At 59.4% G+C, this 14,386-nt stretch carries 14 protein-coding genes and 1 riboswitch; of the genes, 9 read left to right on the top strand and 5 right to left on the bottom strand.

Annotated elements, in window-relative coordinates:
• The 3 genes from relA (at position 1) to AFK24_RS04330 (ending at position 3,762) form a co-directional block, all read left to right on the top strand.
• Positions 1 to 2,244: a GTP diphosphokinase gene (gene relA, locus AFK24_RS04340; protein WP_065832067.1), complete on the top strand. Its 2,244-nt coding sequence runs from the start codon at positions 1 to 3 to the stop codon at positions 2,242 to 2,244.
• Between the two features lie 114 nt (positions 2,245 to 2,358).
• On the top strand, positions 2,359 to 3,192 hold the full coding sequence (gene mazG / locus AFK24_RS04335; RefSeq protein ID WP_065832066.1) for a nucleoside triphosphate pyrophosphohydrolase: 834 nt from the start codon (positions 2,359 to 2,361) through the stop codon (positions 3,190 to 3,192).
• A gap of 30 nt (positions 3,193 to 3,222) precedes the next feature.
• On the top strand, positions 3,223 to 3,762 hold the full coding sequence (locus tag AFK24_RS04330; protein ID WP_065832065.1) for a DUF2058 domain-containing protein: 540 nt from the start codon (positions 3,223 to 3,225) through the stop codon (positions 3,760 to 3,762).
• Positions 3,763 to 3,825: 63 nt separating this feature from the next.
• Here the strand turns inward: AFK24_RS04330 and AFK24_RS04325 are convergent, their stop codons facing one another.
• From AFK24_RS04325 to purM, 4 genes are all read right to left on the bottom strand, one after another.
• Complete coding sequence (locus tag AFK24_RS04325) at positions 3,826 to 4,005, bottom strand: hypothetical protein (RefSeq protein WP_020289123.1); 180 nt, start codon at positions 4,003 to 4,005, stop codon at positions 3,826 to 3,828.
• A 508-nt stretch (positions 4,006 to 4,513) separates the two neighbouring features.
• Positions 4,514 to 5,227, bottom strand: a complete 714-nt coding sequence (locus tag AFK24_RS04320) for a DUF3108 domain-containing protein (protein WP_065832064.1) — start codon at positions 5,225 to 5,227, stop codon at positions 4,514 to 4,516.
• Positions 5,228 to 5,235: 8 nt separating this feature from the next.
• Positions 5,236 to 5,886, bottom strand: a complete 651-nt coding sequence (purN, locus tag AFK24_RS04315; protein WP_065832063.1) for a phosphoribosylglycinamide formyltransferase — start codon at positions 5,884 to 5,886, stop codon at positions 5,236 to 5,238.
• A complete protein-coding gene (gene purM, locus AFK24_RS04310) occupies positions 5,886 to 6,944 on the bottom strand; it encodes a phosphoribosylformylglycinamidine cyclo-ligase (RefSeq protein WP_065832062.1) in 1,059 nt (352 codons plus the stop codon). Before purM ends, purN begins: the two co-directional genes overlap by 1 nt.
• A gap of 346 nt (positions 6,945 to 7,290) precedes the next feature.
• Between purM and AFK24_RS04305 the strand changes: the two genes are divergently transcribed.
• The 6 genes from AFK24_RS04305 to AFK24_RS04280 all read left to right on the top strand — a co-directional run bounded on the left by AFK24_RS04305 (position 7,291) and on the right by AFK24_RS04280 (position 12,551).
• Positions 7,291 to 8,358, top strand: a complete 1,068-nt coding sequence (locus AFK24_RS04305; protein WP_065832061.1) for a DUF2066 domain-containing protein — start codon at positions 7,291 to 7,293, stop codon at positions 8,356 to 8,358.
• A 52-nt stretch (positions 8,359 to 8,410) separates the two neighbouring features.
• The gene (locus AFK24_RS04300; protein WP_065832060.1) at positions 8,411 to 9,484 is read left to right on the top strand and encodes an AI-2E family transporter; all 1,074 of its coding nucleotides are present in this window, start codon (positions 8,411 to 8,413) and stop codon (positions 9,482 to 9,484) included.
• Positions 9,485 to 9,702: 218 nt separating this feature from the next.
• Positions 9,703 to 10,407: a DnaA regulatory inactivator Hda gene (gene hda, locus AFK24_RS04295; protein ID WP_065832059.1), complete on the top strand. Its 705-nt coding sequence runs from the start codon at positions 9,703 to 9,705 to the stop codon at positions 10,405 to 10,407.
• Positions 10,401 to 11,165: an NAD-dependent deacylase gene (locus AFK24_RS04290; RefSeq protein WP_065832058.1), complete on the top strand. Its 765-nt coding sequence runs from the start codon at positions 10,401 to 10,403 to the stop codon at positions 11,163 to 11,165. Before hda ends, AFK24_RS04290 begins: the two co-directional genes overlap by 7 nt.
• Before the next feature lie 74 nt (positions 11,166 to 11,239).
• On the top strand, positions 11,240 to 11,920 hold the full coding sequence (locus AFK24_RS04285; RefSeq protein WP_080482035.1) for a C40 family peptidase: 681 nt from the start codon (positions 11,240 to 11,242) through the stop codon (positions 11,918 to 11,920).
• 94 nt (positions 11,921 to 12,014) lie between these two features.
• The gene (locus tag AFK24_RS04280; protein ID WP_065832056.1) at positions 12,015 to 12,551 is read left to right on the top strand and encodes a C40 family peptidase; all 537 of its coding nucleotides are present in this window, start codon (positions 12,015 to 12,017) and stop codon (positions 12,549 to 12,551) included.
• A 108-nt stretch (positions 12,552 to 12,659) separates the two neighbouring features.
• Here the strand turns inward: AFK24_RS04280 and AFK24_RS04275 are convergent, their stop codons facing one another.
• A complete protein-coding gene (locus tag AFK24_RS04275) occupies positions 12,660 to 13,979 on the bottom strand; it encodes a PQQ-dependent sugar dehydrogenase (protein ID WP_065832055.1) in 1,320 nt (439 codons plus the stop codon).
• A gap of 107 nt (positions 13,980 to 14,086) precedes the next feature.
• Positions 14,087 to 14,307: riboswitch (cobalamin riboswitch) on the top strand.
• The last annotated feature ends 79 nt before the right edge of the window (positions 14,308 to 14,386 follow it).

Raw genomic sequence — 14,386 nt, 5'->3', positions numbered from 1 at the left:
ATGGTACAGGTGAGAGAACACCAGCCGATAAACACAGACGGCAGTATCAACCTCGACGCATGGCTGGATCATGTGGTCAGCGTCGACCTGATTTTGGATCGACAAGCCTTGAAAGAGGCCTGTGAGTTTGCCCGCAACGCCGAGCAACAGGACAACGCTTCAAAGAACCGCTGGGCCGAAGGCACGTCGAGTTTCCAGGCCGGTCTGGAAATCGCCGAGATCCTGGCCGACCTCAAGCTCGATCAGGACTCGCTGGTTGCGGCGGTGCTTTACCGTGCCGTACGCGAAGGCAAGATTCCGCTGCCCGATGTCGAGCAGCGCTTCGGTGCGACCGTCGCCAAATTGATCGACGGCGTGCTGCGCATGGCTGCCATCAGTGCCAGCCTCAGCCCGCGCCAGTCTTTGGTGCTGGGCAGTCAGGCGCAGGTGGAAAACCTGCGCAAGATGCTGGTGGCCATGGTCGACGACGTCCGTGTGGCCTTGATCAAACTCGCCGAACGGACCTGCGCCATCCGCGCGGTGAAGAATACCGACGAGGAAAAACGCAACCGCGTCGCCCGGGAAGTCTTCGACATCTATGCGCCGCTGGCCCACCGCCTGGGCATCGGCCACATCAAATGGGAGCTGGAGGATTTGTCCTTCCGCTACCTTGAGCCCGAACAATACAAACAGATCGCCAAGCTGCTGCATGAACGTCGCCTCGATCGCGAGCGCTTCATCAGCGACGTGATGTCCCAGCTGGAAAACGAGCTGCTGGCGACCGGCGTTACCGCCGACATCAGTGGCCGGGCGAAGCACATCTATTCGATCTGGCGCAAAATGCAGCGCAAAGGTCTGGAATTCAGCCAGATCTACGACGTGCGCGCCGTGCGTGTGCTGGTCCCGGAAATGCGCGACTGCTATACCGCGCTGGGTATCGTGCATACCTTGTGGCGGCATATTCCCAAGGAGTTCGACGACTACATCGCCAACCCTAAGGAAAACGGCTATCGCTCGCTGCACACCGCCGTCATCGGGCCGGAAGGCAAGGTGCTGGAGGTGCAGATTCGCACCCACGCGATGCACGAAGAAGCCGAGCTCGGGGTTTGTGCTCACTGGCGCTATAAAGGCACCGACGTCAAATCCGGCTCCAATCATTACGAAGAGAAAATCTCCTGGCTGCGTCAGGTGCTGGAATGGCACGAAGAACTGGGTGATATCGGCGGCCTGGCTGAACAGCTGCGCGTCGATATCGAACCGGATCGGGTCTACGTGTTTACCCCGGACGGCCACGCCATCGACCTGCCAAAGGGCGCGACGCCGCTGGACTTCGCCTATCGGGTGCATACCGAGATCGGCCATAACTGCCGTGGCGCGAAGATCAACGGCCGTATCGTGCCGCTCAACTACAGTCTGCAGACCGGTGAGCAGGTCGAGATCATCACCAGCAAGCACGGCACGCCGAGCCGTGACTGGCTGAACTCGAACCTGGGCTACATCACCACGTCACGGGCGCGGGCCAAGATTGTTCACTGGTTCAAGTTGCAGGCCCGGGATCAGAACGTCGCGGCCGGTAAAACCCTGCTTGATCGGGAGTTGGCGCGTCTGGCCTTTCCTGCGGTGGACTACGACAGGCTGGCGGAAAAAGCCAACCTCAAGACCGCTGAAGACATGTACGCCGCTTTGGGTGCGGGCGATCTGCGCCTGACGCAGCTGGTCAACCTGGCGCAGCAACTGGTCGAGCCGGAACGCGGCAACGAGCAGATCGAGCTGGTTCCGCGCAAGGCCACCGGCTACAAGCCTGGCAAACGCGGCGATATCCAGATTCAGGGTGTGGGCAACCTGATGACGCAAATGGCCGGTTGCTGCCAGCCGCTGCCGGGAGATGCCATCGTCGGCTATATCACCCAGGGCCGTGGCGTCAGCATTCACCGCCAGGATTGCGCATCGGTGCTGCAACTGGGCGGTCGCGAGCCGGAACGGATCATCCAGGTCAGCTGGGGGCCGATCCCGGTGCTCACCTATCCGGTGGACATCATCATCCGCGCCTACGATCGTTCCGGTTTGCTGCGTGACGTTTCCCAGGTCCTGCTCAATGAGCGGATCAACGTTCTGGCGGTGAATACCCGTTCGAACAAGGAAGACAACACCGCATTGATGTCGCTGACCATCGAGATTCCGGGTCTGGATGCATTGGGGCGTTTGCTGGGGCGGATATCGCAGTTGCCGAATATTATCGAGACGCGGCGTAATCGGACGCCTTGAGTCATATGAGCGGCCCATTCGCGAGCAAGCTCGCTCCCACAGAAATCACCTGGCACCTGTGGGAGCGAGCTTGCTCGCGAAGGACGTTCAATAAATAAAGACCTGGAAACCCCAATGCACACTCTCGACGACCTGCTCCACCTCATGGCCCGGCTGCGCGATCCGCAGTTCGGTTGCCCGTGGGACGTGCAGCAGAATTACGCCAGCATCGTGCCGCACACCCTTGAAGAAGCCTATGAAGTGGCCGACGCCATCGAGCGCGGCGACTTTGATGATTTAAAGGGTGAACTCGGCGATTTGCTATTTCAGGTGGTGTATTACAGCCAGCTGGCCAGGGAAGAAGGGCGCTTCGAGTTCGCCGGTGTGATCGATGGCATTACCCGCAAACTGATCCGCCGCCATCCCCATGTGTTTCCTACCGGCGATTTGTATGCGCCGCTGGAAACCCCGCGCTTGAGTGAAGATCAGGTCAAGCAACGCTGGGAAGAGATCAAGGCTGAAGAGCGCGCCGACAAGGCCGCAGCACCCGAGCAGCTGTCCTTGCTCGATGACGTGCCAGCGGTGTTGCCAGCCTTGTCACGTGCCGCGAAGTTGCAAAAGCGCGCCGCGCGGGTCGGTTTTGACTGGCCTGCCGCATTGCCGGTGGTCGACAACGTTCGCGAAGAGCTGGATGAAGTTCTTGAAGCCATGGCCAGCAACGACGCCGAGGCGATTGCCCAAGAAGTCGGTGATCTGCTGTTTGCCGCCGTCAATCTGGCCCGGCATTTGAAGGTCGATCCAGAAAGTGCGTTGCGTTCGGCCAATACAAAATTCGAGCGTCGCTTCCGATTTATCGAACAGGCATTGCGCCAGACCCATCGTCCCATCGAAGATTGCACCCTCGAAGAATTGGACGCTCTCTGGGGCGAAGCCAAACGTCAGGAAAAGAACGCGCCCAGCTGTGGCTGAGCCCGGTGTATCTGCATAAGTGAGTAGACAATGAGCCTTTCCCTTCGCGACCAGTTGCTCAAGGCAGGTCTGGTCAACCAAAAGCAGGCCAAACAGGTCGGCAAAGACAAGCAGAAAGAACAACGTCTGGCCCACAAAGGCCAGATCGAGATCGACGACTCGCAAAAGCGTGCCGCCCAGGAAGCCATGGCCGAAAAGGCCAAGCGCGATCAGGAGCTCAATCGCCAGCAGCAGGAGAAGGTCGAGCAGAAGGCCCGTGCCGCACAGATCAAGCAATTGATCGAAGTGTCACGCCTGCCGAAGCTGACCACCGAGGATTATTACAATTTCGTCGATGACAAAAAGGTCAAACGCCTTTCGGTCAACAGCCTGATGCGCAGCAAGCTCAGCAGCGGCTCGCTGGCCATCGTGCATCATGCCGGCGGCTACGAAGTCATTCCCCGGGAAGCGGCGCTGAAGATCCAGGAACGCGATCCACGGCGCATCGTGCTGCTCAGTGAACCGACCGAAGAAGCCGATGGCGATGATCCGTATGCGGCCTACAAGATCCCTGATGATCTGATGTGGTAAATGCAAAACAAACAAAACCCGCCAAGTGCGGGTTTTGTTTTGAAGCGATTCTGAAAGTGCGTCTTACTGGTTGCGTCTGCTTTCCAGTTCTTCGAGCTCAGCCTTGTAACGCTGGGCGTCGGACTCGACATGAAACATCCCTACCAACTGATCTTGCTGGTGTACATCCCAGATCTGAATGCCATCAGCGATGGTTTCGTGAGAGATATGGGCGTCGTCGCGTTCAGTAACTCGTACGGTCATGGTTCAGGCTCCTGACTTGAGGCTGCGGCGATGTGTCGCAGGTCTCTGTTATAGGATTTGTTAGGTTCCTAAGTAAATAGCCAGGGCGGTAAAGCGTTTGTTGCGCGAATGGAGGAAATACCGCAGGCCTTGAGTTGTCTGGGTTGCAGGGGGTTTTTGGCTAAATGAAGGTTTTTTCATGTACTCGTTGCGCGCTCGAAACCGTAGACACTGTCTTGATCCTCATCACGCAACCCGTAGGACCGGCTTTAGCCGGGAGGAGGCCGGTACATTCGCAGCGGTTGCGTCGTCAGACCTTCCGCCCTCCCGGCTAAAGCCGGTCCTACGGNCCGGTACATTCGCAGCGGTTGCGTCGTCAGACCTTCCGCCCTCCCGGCTAAAGCCGGTCCTACGGATCCAATGTGCTGGCCGACATCGCGGTGTAAGCGACATGGTGAGATACGGGTATCCGCCCATAAAAAACCCCGCTAAAAAGCGGGGCTTGGTGCAGCGTTGAAGGGCTGACGAATCAGCTGCCTTTGACCGCTTTACCATTCACCGTGCCGTCTTGCAGCATGATGTTGTATTCCTTGCCGTCGGTTTCAACCTGTTGCAGGCGAACCAGCAGGTAATCCCAATCCTTGGCGAACCAGAGGACGGTGATGCGCTTGCTTTGTGTCGGGTCGCGTACGCGCTCGACCTTGATGGCATCGACCTGGCCGGCTTTGGTAGCGACCTTTTCCGAGCCCAGCACGCGGAAGTCATAGGTGTCGACTTCATCGCCGTCAACGACCTGGTAGCTCATGCTCTTCTTGCCTGCGGCCACATCATGTTGCAGGGCCAGCTGGTAAGTCGATTTGTCGAGAATGCCGCGATTGAGCGGCAGCTTGATCGCATCACCGCGGTCGGTGCCGGTCACGAACTTGGTAGACCAGTCGAACACCAGGTCGACCTTCTTGGATTTGCCCAGGCCGCCACGCTCAAAATTGTAGGTTTGTGGCAGCAGTACGTCTTTGTCAACCTTCAGCGTGCTGACTTCGGTCAGGCTGGCAATCATCATGGAAGCCTTGAAATTCAAGGTCCAGGTGCCGTTCGGACCCGCTGCCAGGCTGCGCTCGGCAGTGCCGCTCATGGGCAATTGCTTCCAGTCGGCGGTATAGCTGGCGGAGAACGGTTGCAGGTCTGCGGCATGAGCGGCAGGCAGTGCGAGCAGAGCGAAAGCGAACAGCAAAGCGCGACGCATAATATCTCCTAGGTTCGTATCAAGTGGCCATGAGCCGCGAGTAACTGACCGTCCAATAATGCACCTTCTTCGCCAAGGCTCAAGCGGCCTTCGGCAAACCAGCGGACGGCCAGCGGATAAATCTGATGTTCCTGGGCATGAACGCGTTGCGCCAGACTTGCCGCAGAGTCGTTGGACTCTACCGGAATCACTGCCTGTACGACCAGCGGTCCTCCATCGAGTTCCTCGGTGACGAAGTGCACGCTGCAGCCGTGCTCGGCGTCGCCAGCCTCCAGCACCCGTTGATGGGTGTGCAAGCCTTTATAGAGAGGAAGCAGGGAAGGGTGGATGTTCAGCAGGCGACCCTGATAATGCCGGACGAATCCGGCACTGAGGATGCGCATGAAACCGGCCAGCACCACGAGTTGCGGCTGGAAGGTGTCAATCAGCTCGATCAGCGCGGCGTCGAACGCTTCGCGACCGTCATAAGCCTTGTGGTCAAGTACGCAGGCTTCGATACCCGCATCGCGGGCGCGCTGCAGACCGAAAGCATCGGCGCGGTTGGAGATCACCGCGCGGATGCGGACGGGATGATTCCCGCCCTTGAAGCTGTCGATCATGGCTTGCAGGTTGCCGCCGGTGCCGGAAAGCAGCACCACCACATCACAGGTTGCAGGCATCAGTGCGCCTTGAGGTTTTTCAGCTCGACTTGTGCAGCACCTTCGGCAGCGGTGGCGATCTGACCGATCACCCAAGGCTGCTCGCCGGCTTCGCGCAGTACGTTCAGTGCAGTTTCAACGTGCTCTTGAGCGACGCAGATGACCATGCCTACGCCGCAGTTCAGCACGCGGTGCATCTCGTTTTCGGCAACGTTGCCTTGCTGCTGCAACCAGTCGAATACCGCTGGACGCTGCCAGCTGGCGACGTCCACCACGGCTTGCGCGCCTTCAGGCAGTACGCGCGGGATGTTGTCCAGCAGACCGCCGCCGGTGATGTGGGCCATGGCTTTTACCGCGCCAGTGTCCTTGATCAGCTTCAGCAGGGATTTGACGTAGATGCGGGTTGGCGCCATCAGCAGTTCGGTCAGCGGCTTGCCGTCGAGCTGGATGTTTTCGATGTCGGCACCGGCCACTTCGATGATCTTGCGGATCAGCGAGTAACCGTTGGAGTGCGGACCGGAGGACGGCAGGGCGAGCAGGGCATCGCCAGCTGCGACCTTGGAACCGTCAATGATGTCGGCTTTTTCTACGACGCCAACACAGAAGCCGGCCAGGTCGTAGTCTTCGCCTTCGTACATGCCAGGCATTTCAGCGGTTTCGCCGCCTACCAGCGAGCAGCCCGCCAGTTCACAGCCAGCGCCGATGCCGGTCACTACCTGGGTAGCGGTTTCGACGTTGAGCTTGCCGGTGGCGTAGTAATCAAGGAAGAACAACGGCTCTGCGCCGCACACCACCAGATCGTTGACGCACATGGCGACCAGATCGATGCCGATGGTGTCGTGCTTGTTCAGGTTCAAGGCCAGGCGCAGCTTGGTGCCGACGCCGTCGGTGCCGGAAACCAGCACAGGCTGCTTGTAGCCAGCCGGGATTTCGCAGAGGGCGCCGAAGCCACCCAGACCGCCCATGACTTCCGGGCGCTTGGTGCGCTTGGCAACGCTCTTGATGCGTTCGACCAATGCTTCGCCGGCGTCGATGTCTACACCGGCGTCTTTGTAGCTCAGGGAGGGTTGCTTGCTCATAATCCAGGCCTTTAGGGGGGATTCGGGTGGGATCGACGGAAACGGCGGGGCCACTGGAAAACTGCACCTGCGTGCAATGCAGTTTTTCGGGCCGCCACCATCGCCAGTCTGCGAAGGCGCGCGATTTTATCAGGCTTGGGCGGCAGCGGCCATCCTTAGGCCGACGGGCAGGCTTGATCGATACAAAATAAACCGGGTCCTGAGCGCTCTGGCTCGTTTGGCGAGGCCTCTATAAGGTGTAGCCTGCATCTTGAATTTGAATGAATGGCCTTGCTCTGCGGTCTCAGACAAGCCAGCCATCTAGTTACGGTTATTTTTCTGCCGCTTTTCTGTTCGGGAACTGTCTATGGGTCTCTCAAAAATATTCTTCGCCAGCTGCCTGTCGTTCATCTGTTTGCCGAGCTTCGCCGAAACCGTCAACAATCTCTATCAGGTGCGCGAGCCCGTCAGCGGCCAGACGCCGGATGAGCGCACCCGCGCCACCCAGGCCGCGCTGGATACGCTGGTGTTGCGTCTGACCGGCGACACCAAGTCAGTACAAGGCCCGGCGCTGGCCGAGCTGCGCAAGAATCCGCAACAAATCATCAGCCAGTTCGGCTATGAGGCCGGTCCGCCGGAATCGCTGCTGGTGGATTTCGATCCCGCCAGCACCGACCGTTCGCTGCGCCAGGCCGGTCTGCCGATCTGGGGCAGCAACCGGCCGACCATTCTTGGCTGGTGGCTGAATGACGCAACCGATGGCTCGAATTTGGTGGGTGATGGTCAGAGCTCGGCCGAACCGCTGCGACGTGCGGCCCAGCATCGTGGCTTGCCGTTGCGCCTGCCGCTGGCCGATCTTGGCGAGCAAGGCGTGGGTACGGCGAAAAATCTTGAAGGCACTGATGCGACGCCGCTCAAAGAAGCGTCCGAGCGCTATGGCGCCGATGCGTTGCTGGCGGTGCACGCCAAGGAAGAAGGCGGCCAATGGCAGGGCAAATGGCGTTTATGGCTGGGCGATCAACGCGAACAAGGCACCGCCACGGGCGCGACGTCCGACGCATTGGCCGATGCCGTGCTGTTGGCGGTAAGTCAGCGTCTGGCGCCGCGCTTCGTGGTCAAGCCCGGCGCGGCCAGCGGTTTGTTGCTGGAGGTGCAGGGCATGAATCTGGAGCGTTACGCGCAACTGATGCGTCTGCTTGAGCCTTTTGGTGCACGTCTCAAATCCGTCGATGGCGAGCGAATCACTTATGAAGTCAGCGCCAACGCCGATCAGCTGCGTTCGCAGTTGTCCCTGGCCAAGTTGCAGGAAGTCCCGGCCGGAGAGGTCGCGCCAGTACCGGTAGCTGCCGCGCCAGTTGACGGTACGACCGCTGCACCGGGCGCCGCGCCGCTGATCGTGCCAGCGACGGGCCCACAATTGCACTTCCGCTGGTAAGCGGAGGTCATGTTTCAAACACTGCTGCATTTTATGAAGTTGAGGGACTTTAATGACTGATACACGGCGCTGGTTTTGGCTCGGCGGGATTGTCCTGCTGTTCCTGTTTGTTTACCTGTTGCACGCGATTCTGACGCCGTTTCTGGTTGCGCTGCTGCTGGCGTATATGGGCGACCCGCTGGCGGATCGCCTGGAAAAGGCCGGATTGTCGCGGACCTTGAGCGTGGTTGCGGTGTTTACCCTGTTCACCTTGATTCTTCTGGCGCTGCTGTTGGTCCTGGTGCCGATGCTGGCCAAGCAATTGTTCCGTCTGTATGAGCTGGCGCCGCAAATGCTCGACTGGTTGCAGCACACGGCGCTGCCGTGGGCGCAGGCCAAATTCGGGCTTGCCGACGGTTTCTGGAAGTTCGACAAGGTCAAGGCGGCGATCTCCGAGCACATGGGCCAGACCGGCGACATCGTCGGTATTGTCCTGTCCAAGGCGACGGCCTCGAGTCTGGCGCTGATTGGCCTGATCACCAATCTGGTGCTGATCCCGGTGGTGTGCTTTTACCTGCTGCGCGACTGGGACGTGATGATGGGCAAAGTGCGCAGCCTGCTGCCGCGTCATCGCGAAGGCCAGGTCGTCAAGCTGGCGGGCGAATGTCATGAGGTACTGGGCGCGTTTATCCGTGGCCAATTGCTGGTGATGGTGGCGCTGGGCGTGATCTACGCGGCGGGCCTGATGCTGGTTGGGCTGGAACTGGGCCTGTTGATCGGGGTAATCGCCGGTCTGGCTGCCATCGTTCCTTATATGGGCTTCGTGATCGGTATTGGCGCGGCATTGATTGCCGGGCTGTTCCAGTTCGGCGGCGACCTGTACCCGATGATAGGCATCGTTGCGGTGTTCATGGTCGGCCAGGCGCTGGAAGGCATGGTGCTCACGCCGCTGTTGGTGGGGGATCGCATCGGCCTGCATCCGGTGGCGGTGATTTTCGCGATTCTCGCCGGTGGCGAGCTGTTCGGTTTTACCGGCATCCTCCTCGCGCTGCCGGTGGCGGCGGTGATCATGGTTCTGGTGCGACATGTTCATGACCTTTATAAGGACTCGGACATCTACGGCGGCATGGGCGACCCTGAGTTGTAGGGCAAATAGCTGCATCGCGAAGGACGTGGCGCACGACAAGTGCCCACGTCCTTTTTTATTGCAGGATTTGTCCCGGCAATCGTTCGGCTACCTTGCAAAGCACGCAAACCTTTGATTTTCCTTATGGTCTCGCGCATTGTGTGCCCAGCGTCACGGGTATAAACTTTGCACACTTTACACAGAGGCCCCTAACGGCTCACATGAGCTGTTCAGCCAGCATGAAACCGATTCAGCTGCCCTTGGGTGTGCGTCTGCGTGATGACGCCACCTTCATCAATTATTATCCAGGCGCCAACGCCGCCGCACTCGGCTACGTGGAGCGGCTGTGCGAAGCCGACGCAGGCTGGACCGAAAGCCTGATTTATCTCTGGGGCAAGGACGGCGTAGGGCGCACGCATCTGTTGCAGGCTGCGTGCCTGCGCTTCGAGCAGATGGGCGAGCCGGCGGTTTATCTGCCGCTGGCTGAAGTCATTGATGAAGGGGTCGAGCTCCTCGACAACCTCGCGCAATACGAACTGGTGTGCCTGGACGACCTGCAAGCGGTCGTGGGCAAGCCCGAGTGGGAAGAAGCCTTGTTCCACTTGTTCAACCGTCTGCGAGACAGCGGACGTCGCCTGTTGATTGCGGCTTCGCAATCGCCTCGTGAACTGCCGGTCAAACTCCCTGATCTCAAATCGCGCCTGACCATGGCCCTGGTGTTCCAGATGCGTGGCCTGTCGGACGAAGACAAATTGCGCGCCCTGCAACTGCGTGCCTCGCGACGCGGGCTGCACCTGACCGATGAGGTCGGGCATTTCATCCTGACGCGCGGCACACGCAGCATGAGCGCGTTGTTCGAGCTGCTTGAGCGGCTCGACCAAGCGTCCTTGCAGGCGCAACGCAAGCTGACCATTCCGTTCCTCAAAGAGACGCTGGGGTGGTAGATCAGGCGTTGGTGTTGCAGGTTGCAGCAGCGTTGCGACATGCCCAACGAATTCTGATCATCACAGGCGCCGGGCTGTCTGCCGATTCCGGTCTGCCGACTTATCGTGGTGTTGGCGGTTTGTACAACGACAAGACTGCCGACGGTCTGCCGATCGAAATGGCTCTGTCCGGCCCGATGCTGCGTCGCGATCCTGCGCTGTGCTGGAAATACATCGCGGAACTCGGCAAGGCCTGCCTCGGCGCGCAGCCCAATGAAGCGCATTACGCCATTGCCCAGCTGCAACGCAAGAAGCCCGAGTGCTGGGTGCTGACGCAAAATGTCGATGGTTATCATCGCGCTGCGGGCAGCCCGCCGGAACGTCTGATCGAAATTCACGGTCAGCTTGCTCCGTTGTTTTGCCAGTCCTGTGGTGCAGATGATCCCGAACTGAGTGAACATTTACAGCGTCCATTGCCGCCGCTTTGCCGAAAATGTGGTGGCGTTTTGCGACCATCCGTCGTTTTGTTTGAAGAAATGTTACCGGAGTTGGCGCTCGAAACGCTGTACGAGCAGATGGCGAAAGGCTTCGATGCGGTGCTCAGTATCGGTACCACCGCAAGCTTCCCCTACATCCATGAACCCCTATTCAGGACAAGGGTTTGCGGCGGTTTTACGGCGGAGATAAATTTGACGCCTACTGACCAGAGTCCACAGATGGACGCTTTTTTGCAGTGCCGAGCAGTACATGTCATGGCGGAACTGGTAAGTCACATTTAGTTCGATTGAATTTGCAAATGAGGATCATAGTTGGCATAGTCTCACCACCTTAACAGTCAGCCACGGTTGTGCCCATGCTAGCTCGCTTCGCACCCCTCGTGCCTCTCGCACTCGTATCACTACTGTTCGGTTGCTCGGCCAATATGCCGGTATCTCAACAAGATACGCAGCAACAGCAGTACAAGACGCAGATTGCTGCGCAGTCCTCCGTAAGCCGCTCCGATCGCTCGGTGTTGCAGGAAGAGCTGGCCACTGAAGCCGAACTGGCTCAGTTTGCCGACAACAAGCCTTATCAACTGCCAGCCCTGGCTGACAGCATCCTTGAGCGTGGCAAATCCCTGATCGGTACGCGCTACCGTTTCGGCGGCACCTCAACCAGCACCGGTTTCGACTGCAGCGGTTTCATCGGTTATCTGTTTCGCGAAAAAGCCGGCCTGAGCTTGCCGCGTTCTTCCCGCGACATGATCAACATCGATGCGCCGCTGGTTAAACGCAATGACCTTGAGCCGGGTGATTTGCTGTTCTTCAGCACTGCCGGTCGCGGTCGCGTCAGCCATGCAGCTATCTACCTGGGCGACAATCAGTTCATTCACTCTAGCAGCCGTCGCAGTGGTGGTGTTCGCGTCGACAGCCTGGACGATGTGTACTGGAGCAAGACGTTCATCGAGGCCAAGCGTGCCCTGGCGATGGAATCGCCAAATATCGCGCCGCAGACGACTGCAATGACCACGACTACGCTCAAGCGCCGTCACTAATCACTACCGTGTTGTGCAAAAACAGGCTATAAGCCTGTTTTGCGCATTTTGCGCCTTCGGCAAGCAGCCGCATCCAGCTCAGGTTGTTGTATCCATGTCGATTACGATACGCCTTGCGGTCATTACTCTTGCTGCCTTGCTCGGCGCTTGCGCCAGCGCGCCGCCGCCTCAGCCCCGGATCGTTCAGCGCCCGGTGCTGGCTGCCCCTCCTGAAAGTTTTTCCCCGGCGATTGAAGACGTGATGTTTCGCGCCCTCGGTCTGGTCGGCACGCCTTATCACTGGGGCGGCAACACCCCTGATTCCGGTTTTGATTGCAGCGGTTTGATCGGTTATGTCTACCGTGACGCGGCAGGTATTGCGCTGCCGCGATCGACTCGCGACATGATCGGCATGCGTGCGCCGAACGTGGGCCGTGAACAATTGCAGACCGGCGACCTGGTGTTCTTCGCCACTGGCGGTGGCTCGCAGGTCAGCCATGCGGGGATTTACGTCGGGGAAGGGCGTTTCGTGCATGCGCCGGCCACGGGCGGCACGGTCAAGCTGGACAGCCTCGACAAGCCGTATTGGCAGCGGGCTTACCTGAACGCCAAGCGCGTGATCCAGCCGTCGAGTCTGGCGCGTAATCCGTAGCTGTAAGCCAATTCGTTGGAGCGAGGCTTGCCCGCGAAGAACGATAACGCGGTGGGAATGATCCACCGCGGCGCCTGATTCGCGGGCAAGCCTCGCTCCAACGGGCCCTTACTTGGCTCCCGTCACCCGCCAGATCTTGTTCCCCACGTCATCCGCGACCAGCAAACCACCCTGATGATCATTGACCACGCCGACCGGGCGACCTTGGGCTTTTTCGTCGGCATTCAGGAAACCGGTCAGCAGGTCAATCGGTGCGCCGCTTGGCTTGCCGCCGCTGAATGGCACGAACAGGACTTTGTAGCCGCTGTGCGGTTTGCGGTTCCAGGAGCCGTGCTGGCCGATGAACACGCCTTCGTTAAATGGCGCCGGCAAAGTCTTGCCATCGGCGAACACCAGGCCAAGTGACGCGGTATGCGGACCGACCGCGTAGTCCGGTGCGATGGCCTTGGCCACCAGTTCCGGATTCTGTGGGGTTACGCGCACGTCCACATGCTGGCCGTAATAACTGAACGGCCAGCCGTAGAAAGCCCCGTCTTGCACCGAAGTGATGTAATCCGGCACCAGATCGCTGCCGATTTCGTCACGTTCGTTGACCGCCGTCCAGAGTTTGCCGGTGGTGGGTTCCCAATCCATGCCGTTGGGGTTGCGCAGGCCTGAAGCGAAGATGCGATGGGAGCCGCTGGCGGCGTCCACTTCCCAGATCGCCGCGCGACCTTCTTCAGCGGCCAACCCGTTCTCGGCGACATTGCTGTTGGAGCCGACCGTCACATACAGCTTGCTGCCGTCCTTGCTGGCGATGACGTTTTTGGTCCAGTGGTGATTCAGCGTGCCGCCGGGCAGGTCGACGATTTTGGTCGGTTGCGCGCTGATCGAGGTCTGGCCGTCCTGATACGGGAAGCTGATCAGGCGGTCGGTGTCGGCCACATACAGCTTGTTGCCGACCAGCGTCATGCCGAACGGCGAGTTGAGGTTTTCCAGGAATACCGTGCGGGTTTCGGCGATGCCGTCGTGATCTTTGTCGCGCAACAACGTGATGCGATTCGGGCTGGGAACACCGGCGCCGGCGCGGCCCATGACCTTGCCCATCACCCAGCCGCGAATGCCTTTATTGTCGTCAGGCTTGGGCGGCGAATTGGTTTCGGCCACCAGTACGTCACCATTTGGCAGCACGTACAGCCAGCGCGGGTGATCCAGATGCTCGGCGAAAGCGGCCACTTGTGTGCCTTTGGCGGCGATGGGCTTGGCGTCTTTTTCCCAGCCCACCGCCGGCGCTATGTTGACGGTCGGGATCATCGTCTTGTTCGGTTCCGGCAACTTGGGCGACGGCCCGGTGCCGTCGGTGACTTGCAGGGTCGAAGATTCGCCGCAGGCCGCCAGGCCTCCCGCAACCAGTAGCAAAACCGCGAACTGTGGTCTAAGCGTGAACATGATCGATCTCCATAACAGGCAGTGGTCCAGTAATAGATAGAGAAGCCTGGGCTTTCGAGGTTCAACCTGTTGCTGAGTTGATTGACGCTCAAACCCCAACGCTCTAACCTGCGCCCTTTGTTTCAGGTGCTCAAAATCCCCGGATTGTTTGAGTGAAACAGGGAAACCGGTAAGGACGCCCATGGCGACCAATCCCGGTGCTGCCCCCGCAACGGTAGATGAGTGAAGCTGTGCTTCATGCCACTGTGTCCGCAAGGACATGGGAAGGCGCACAGTCGGGATTTTTCCGCTCATGAGCCCGGAGACCGGCCTGATCCATTCAATAGCATCACGGCGGGCGATGCTCTGGGCATGACGAAAGTCGTGCTGCCAGTCATTTGCTGTTGCCTGCCGTCTGCTTTCGCGTG

The sequence above is a fragment of the Pseudomonas syringae genome (assembly GCF_001698815.1).
GTDB classification, from domain to species: Bacteria; Pseudomonadota; Gammaproteobacteria; order Pseudomonadales; family Pseudomonadaceae; genus Aquipseudomonas; species Aquipseudomonas syringae_A.
This window is presented reverse-complemented; position numbering and strand designations above follow the sequence as displayed.

Coding starts and splice junctions, on each gene's coding strand:
- relA (WP_065832067.1), top strand. CDS start 1: ATGGTACAGGTGAGAGAACACCAGCCGATAAACACAGACGGCAGTATC.
- mazG (WP_065832066.1), top strand. CDS start 2,359: ATGCACACTCTCGACGACCTGCTCCACCTCATGGCCCGGCTGCGCGAT.
- AFK24_RS04330 (WP_065832065.1), top strand. CDS start 3,223: ATGAGCCTTTCCCTTCGCGACCAGTTGCTCAAGGCAGGTCTGGTCAAC.
- AFK24_RS04325 (WP_020289123.1), bottom strand. CDS start 4,005: ATGACCGTACGAGTTACTGAACGCGACGACGCCCATATCTCTCACGAA.
- AFK24_RS04320 (WP_065832064.1), bottom strand. CDS start 5,227: ATGCGTCGCGCTTTGCTGTTCGCTTTCGCTCTGCTCGCACTGCCTGCC.
- purN (WP_065832063.1), bottom strand. CDS start 5,886: ATGCCTGCAACCTGTGATGTGGTGGTGCTGCTTTCCGGCACCGGCGGC.
- purM (WP_065832062.1), bottom strand. CDS start 6,944: ATGAGCAAGCAACCCTCCCTGAGCTACAAAGACGCCGGTGTAGACATC.
- AFK24_RS04305 (WP_065832061.1), top strand. CDS start 7,291: ATGGGTCTCTCAAAAATATTCTTCGCCAGCTGCCTGTCGTTCATCTGT.
- AFK24_RS04300 (WP_065832060.1), top strand. CDS start 8,411: ATGACTGATACACGGCGCTGGTTTTGGCTCGGCGGGATTGTCCTGCTG.
- hda (WP_065832059.1), top strand. CDS start 9,703: ATGAAACCGATTCAGCTGCCCTTGGGTGTGCGTCTGCGTGATGACGCC.
- AFK24_RS04285 (WP_080482035.1), top strand. CDS start 11,240: ATGCTAGCTCGCTTCGCACCCCTCGTGCCTCTCGCACTCGTATCACTA.
- AFK24_RS04280 (WP_065832056.1), top strand. CDS start 12,015: ATGTCGATTACGATACGCCTTGCGGTCATTACTCTTGCTGCCTTGCTC.
- AFK24_RS04275 (WP_065832055.1), bottom strand. CDS start 13,979: ATGTTCACGCTTAGACCACAGTTCGCGGTTTTGCTACTGGTTGCGGGA.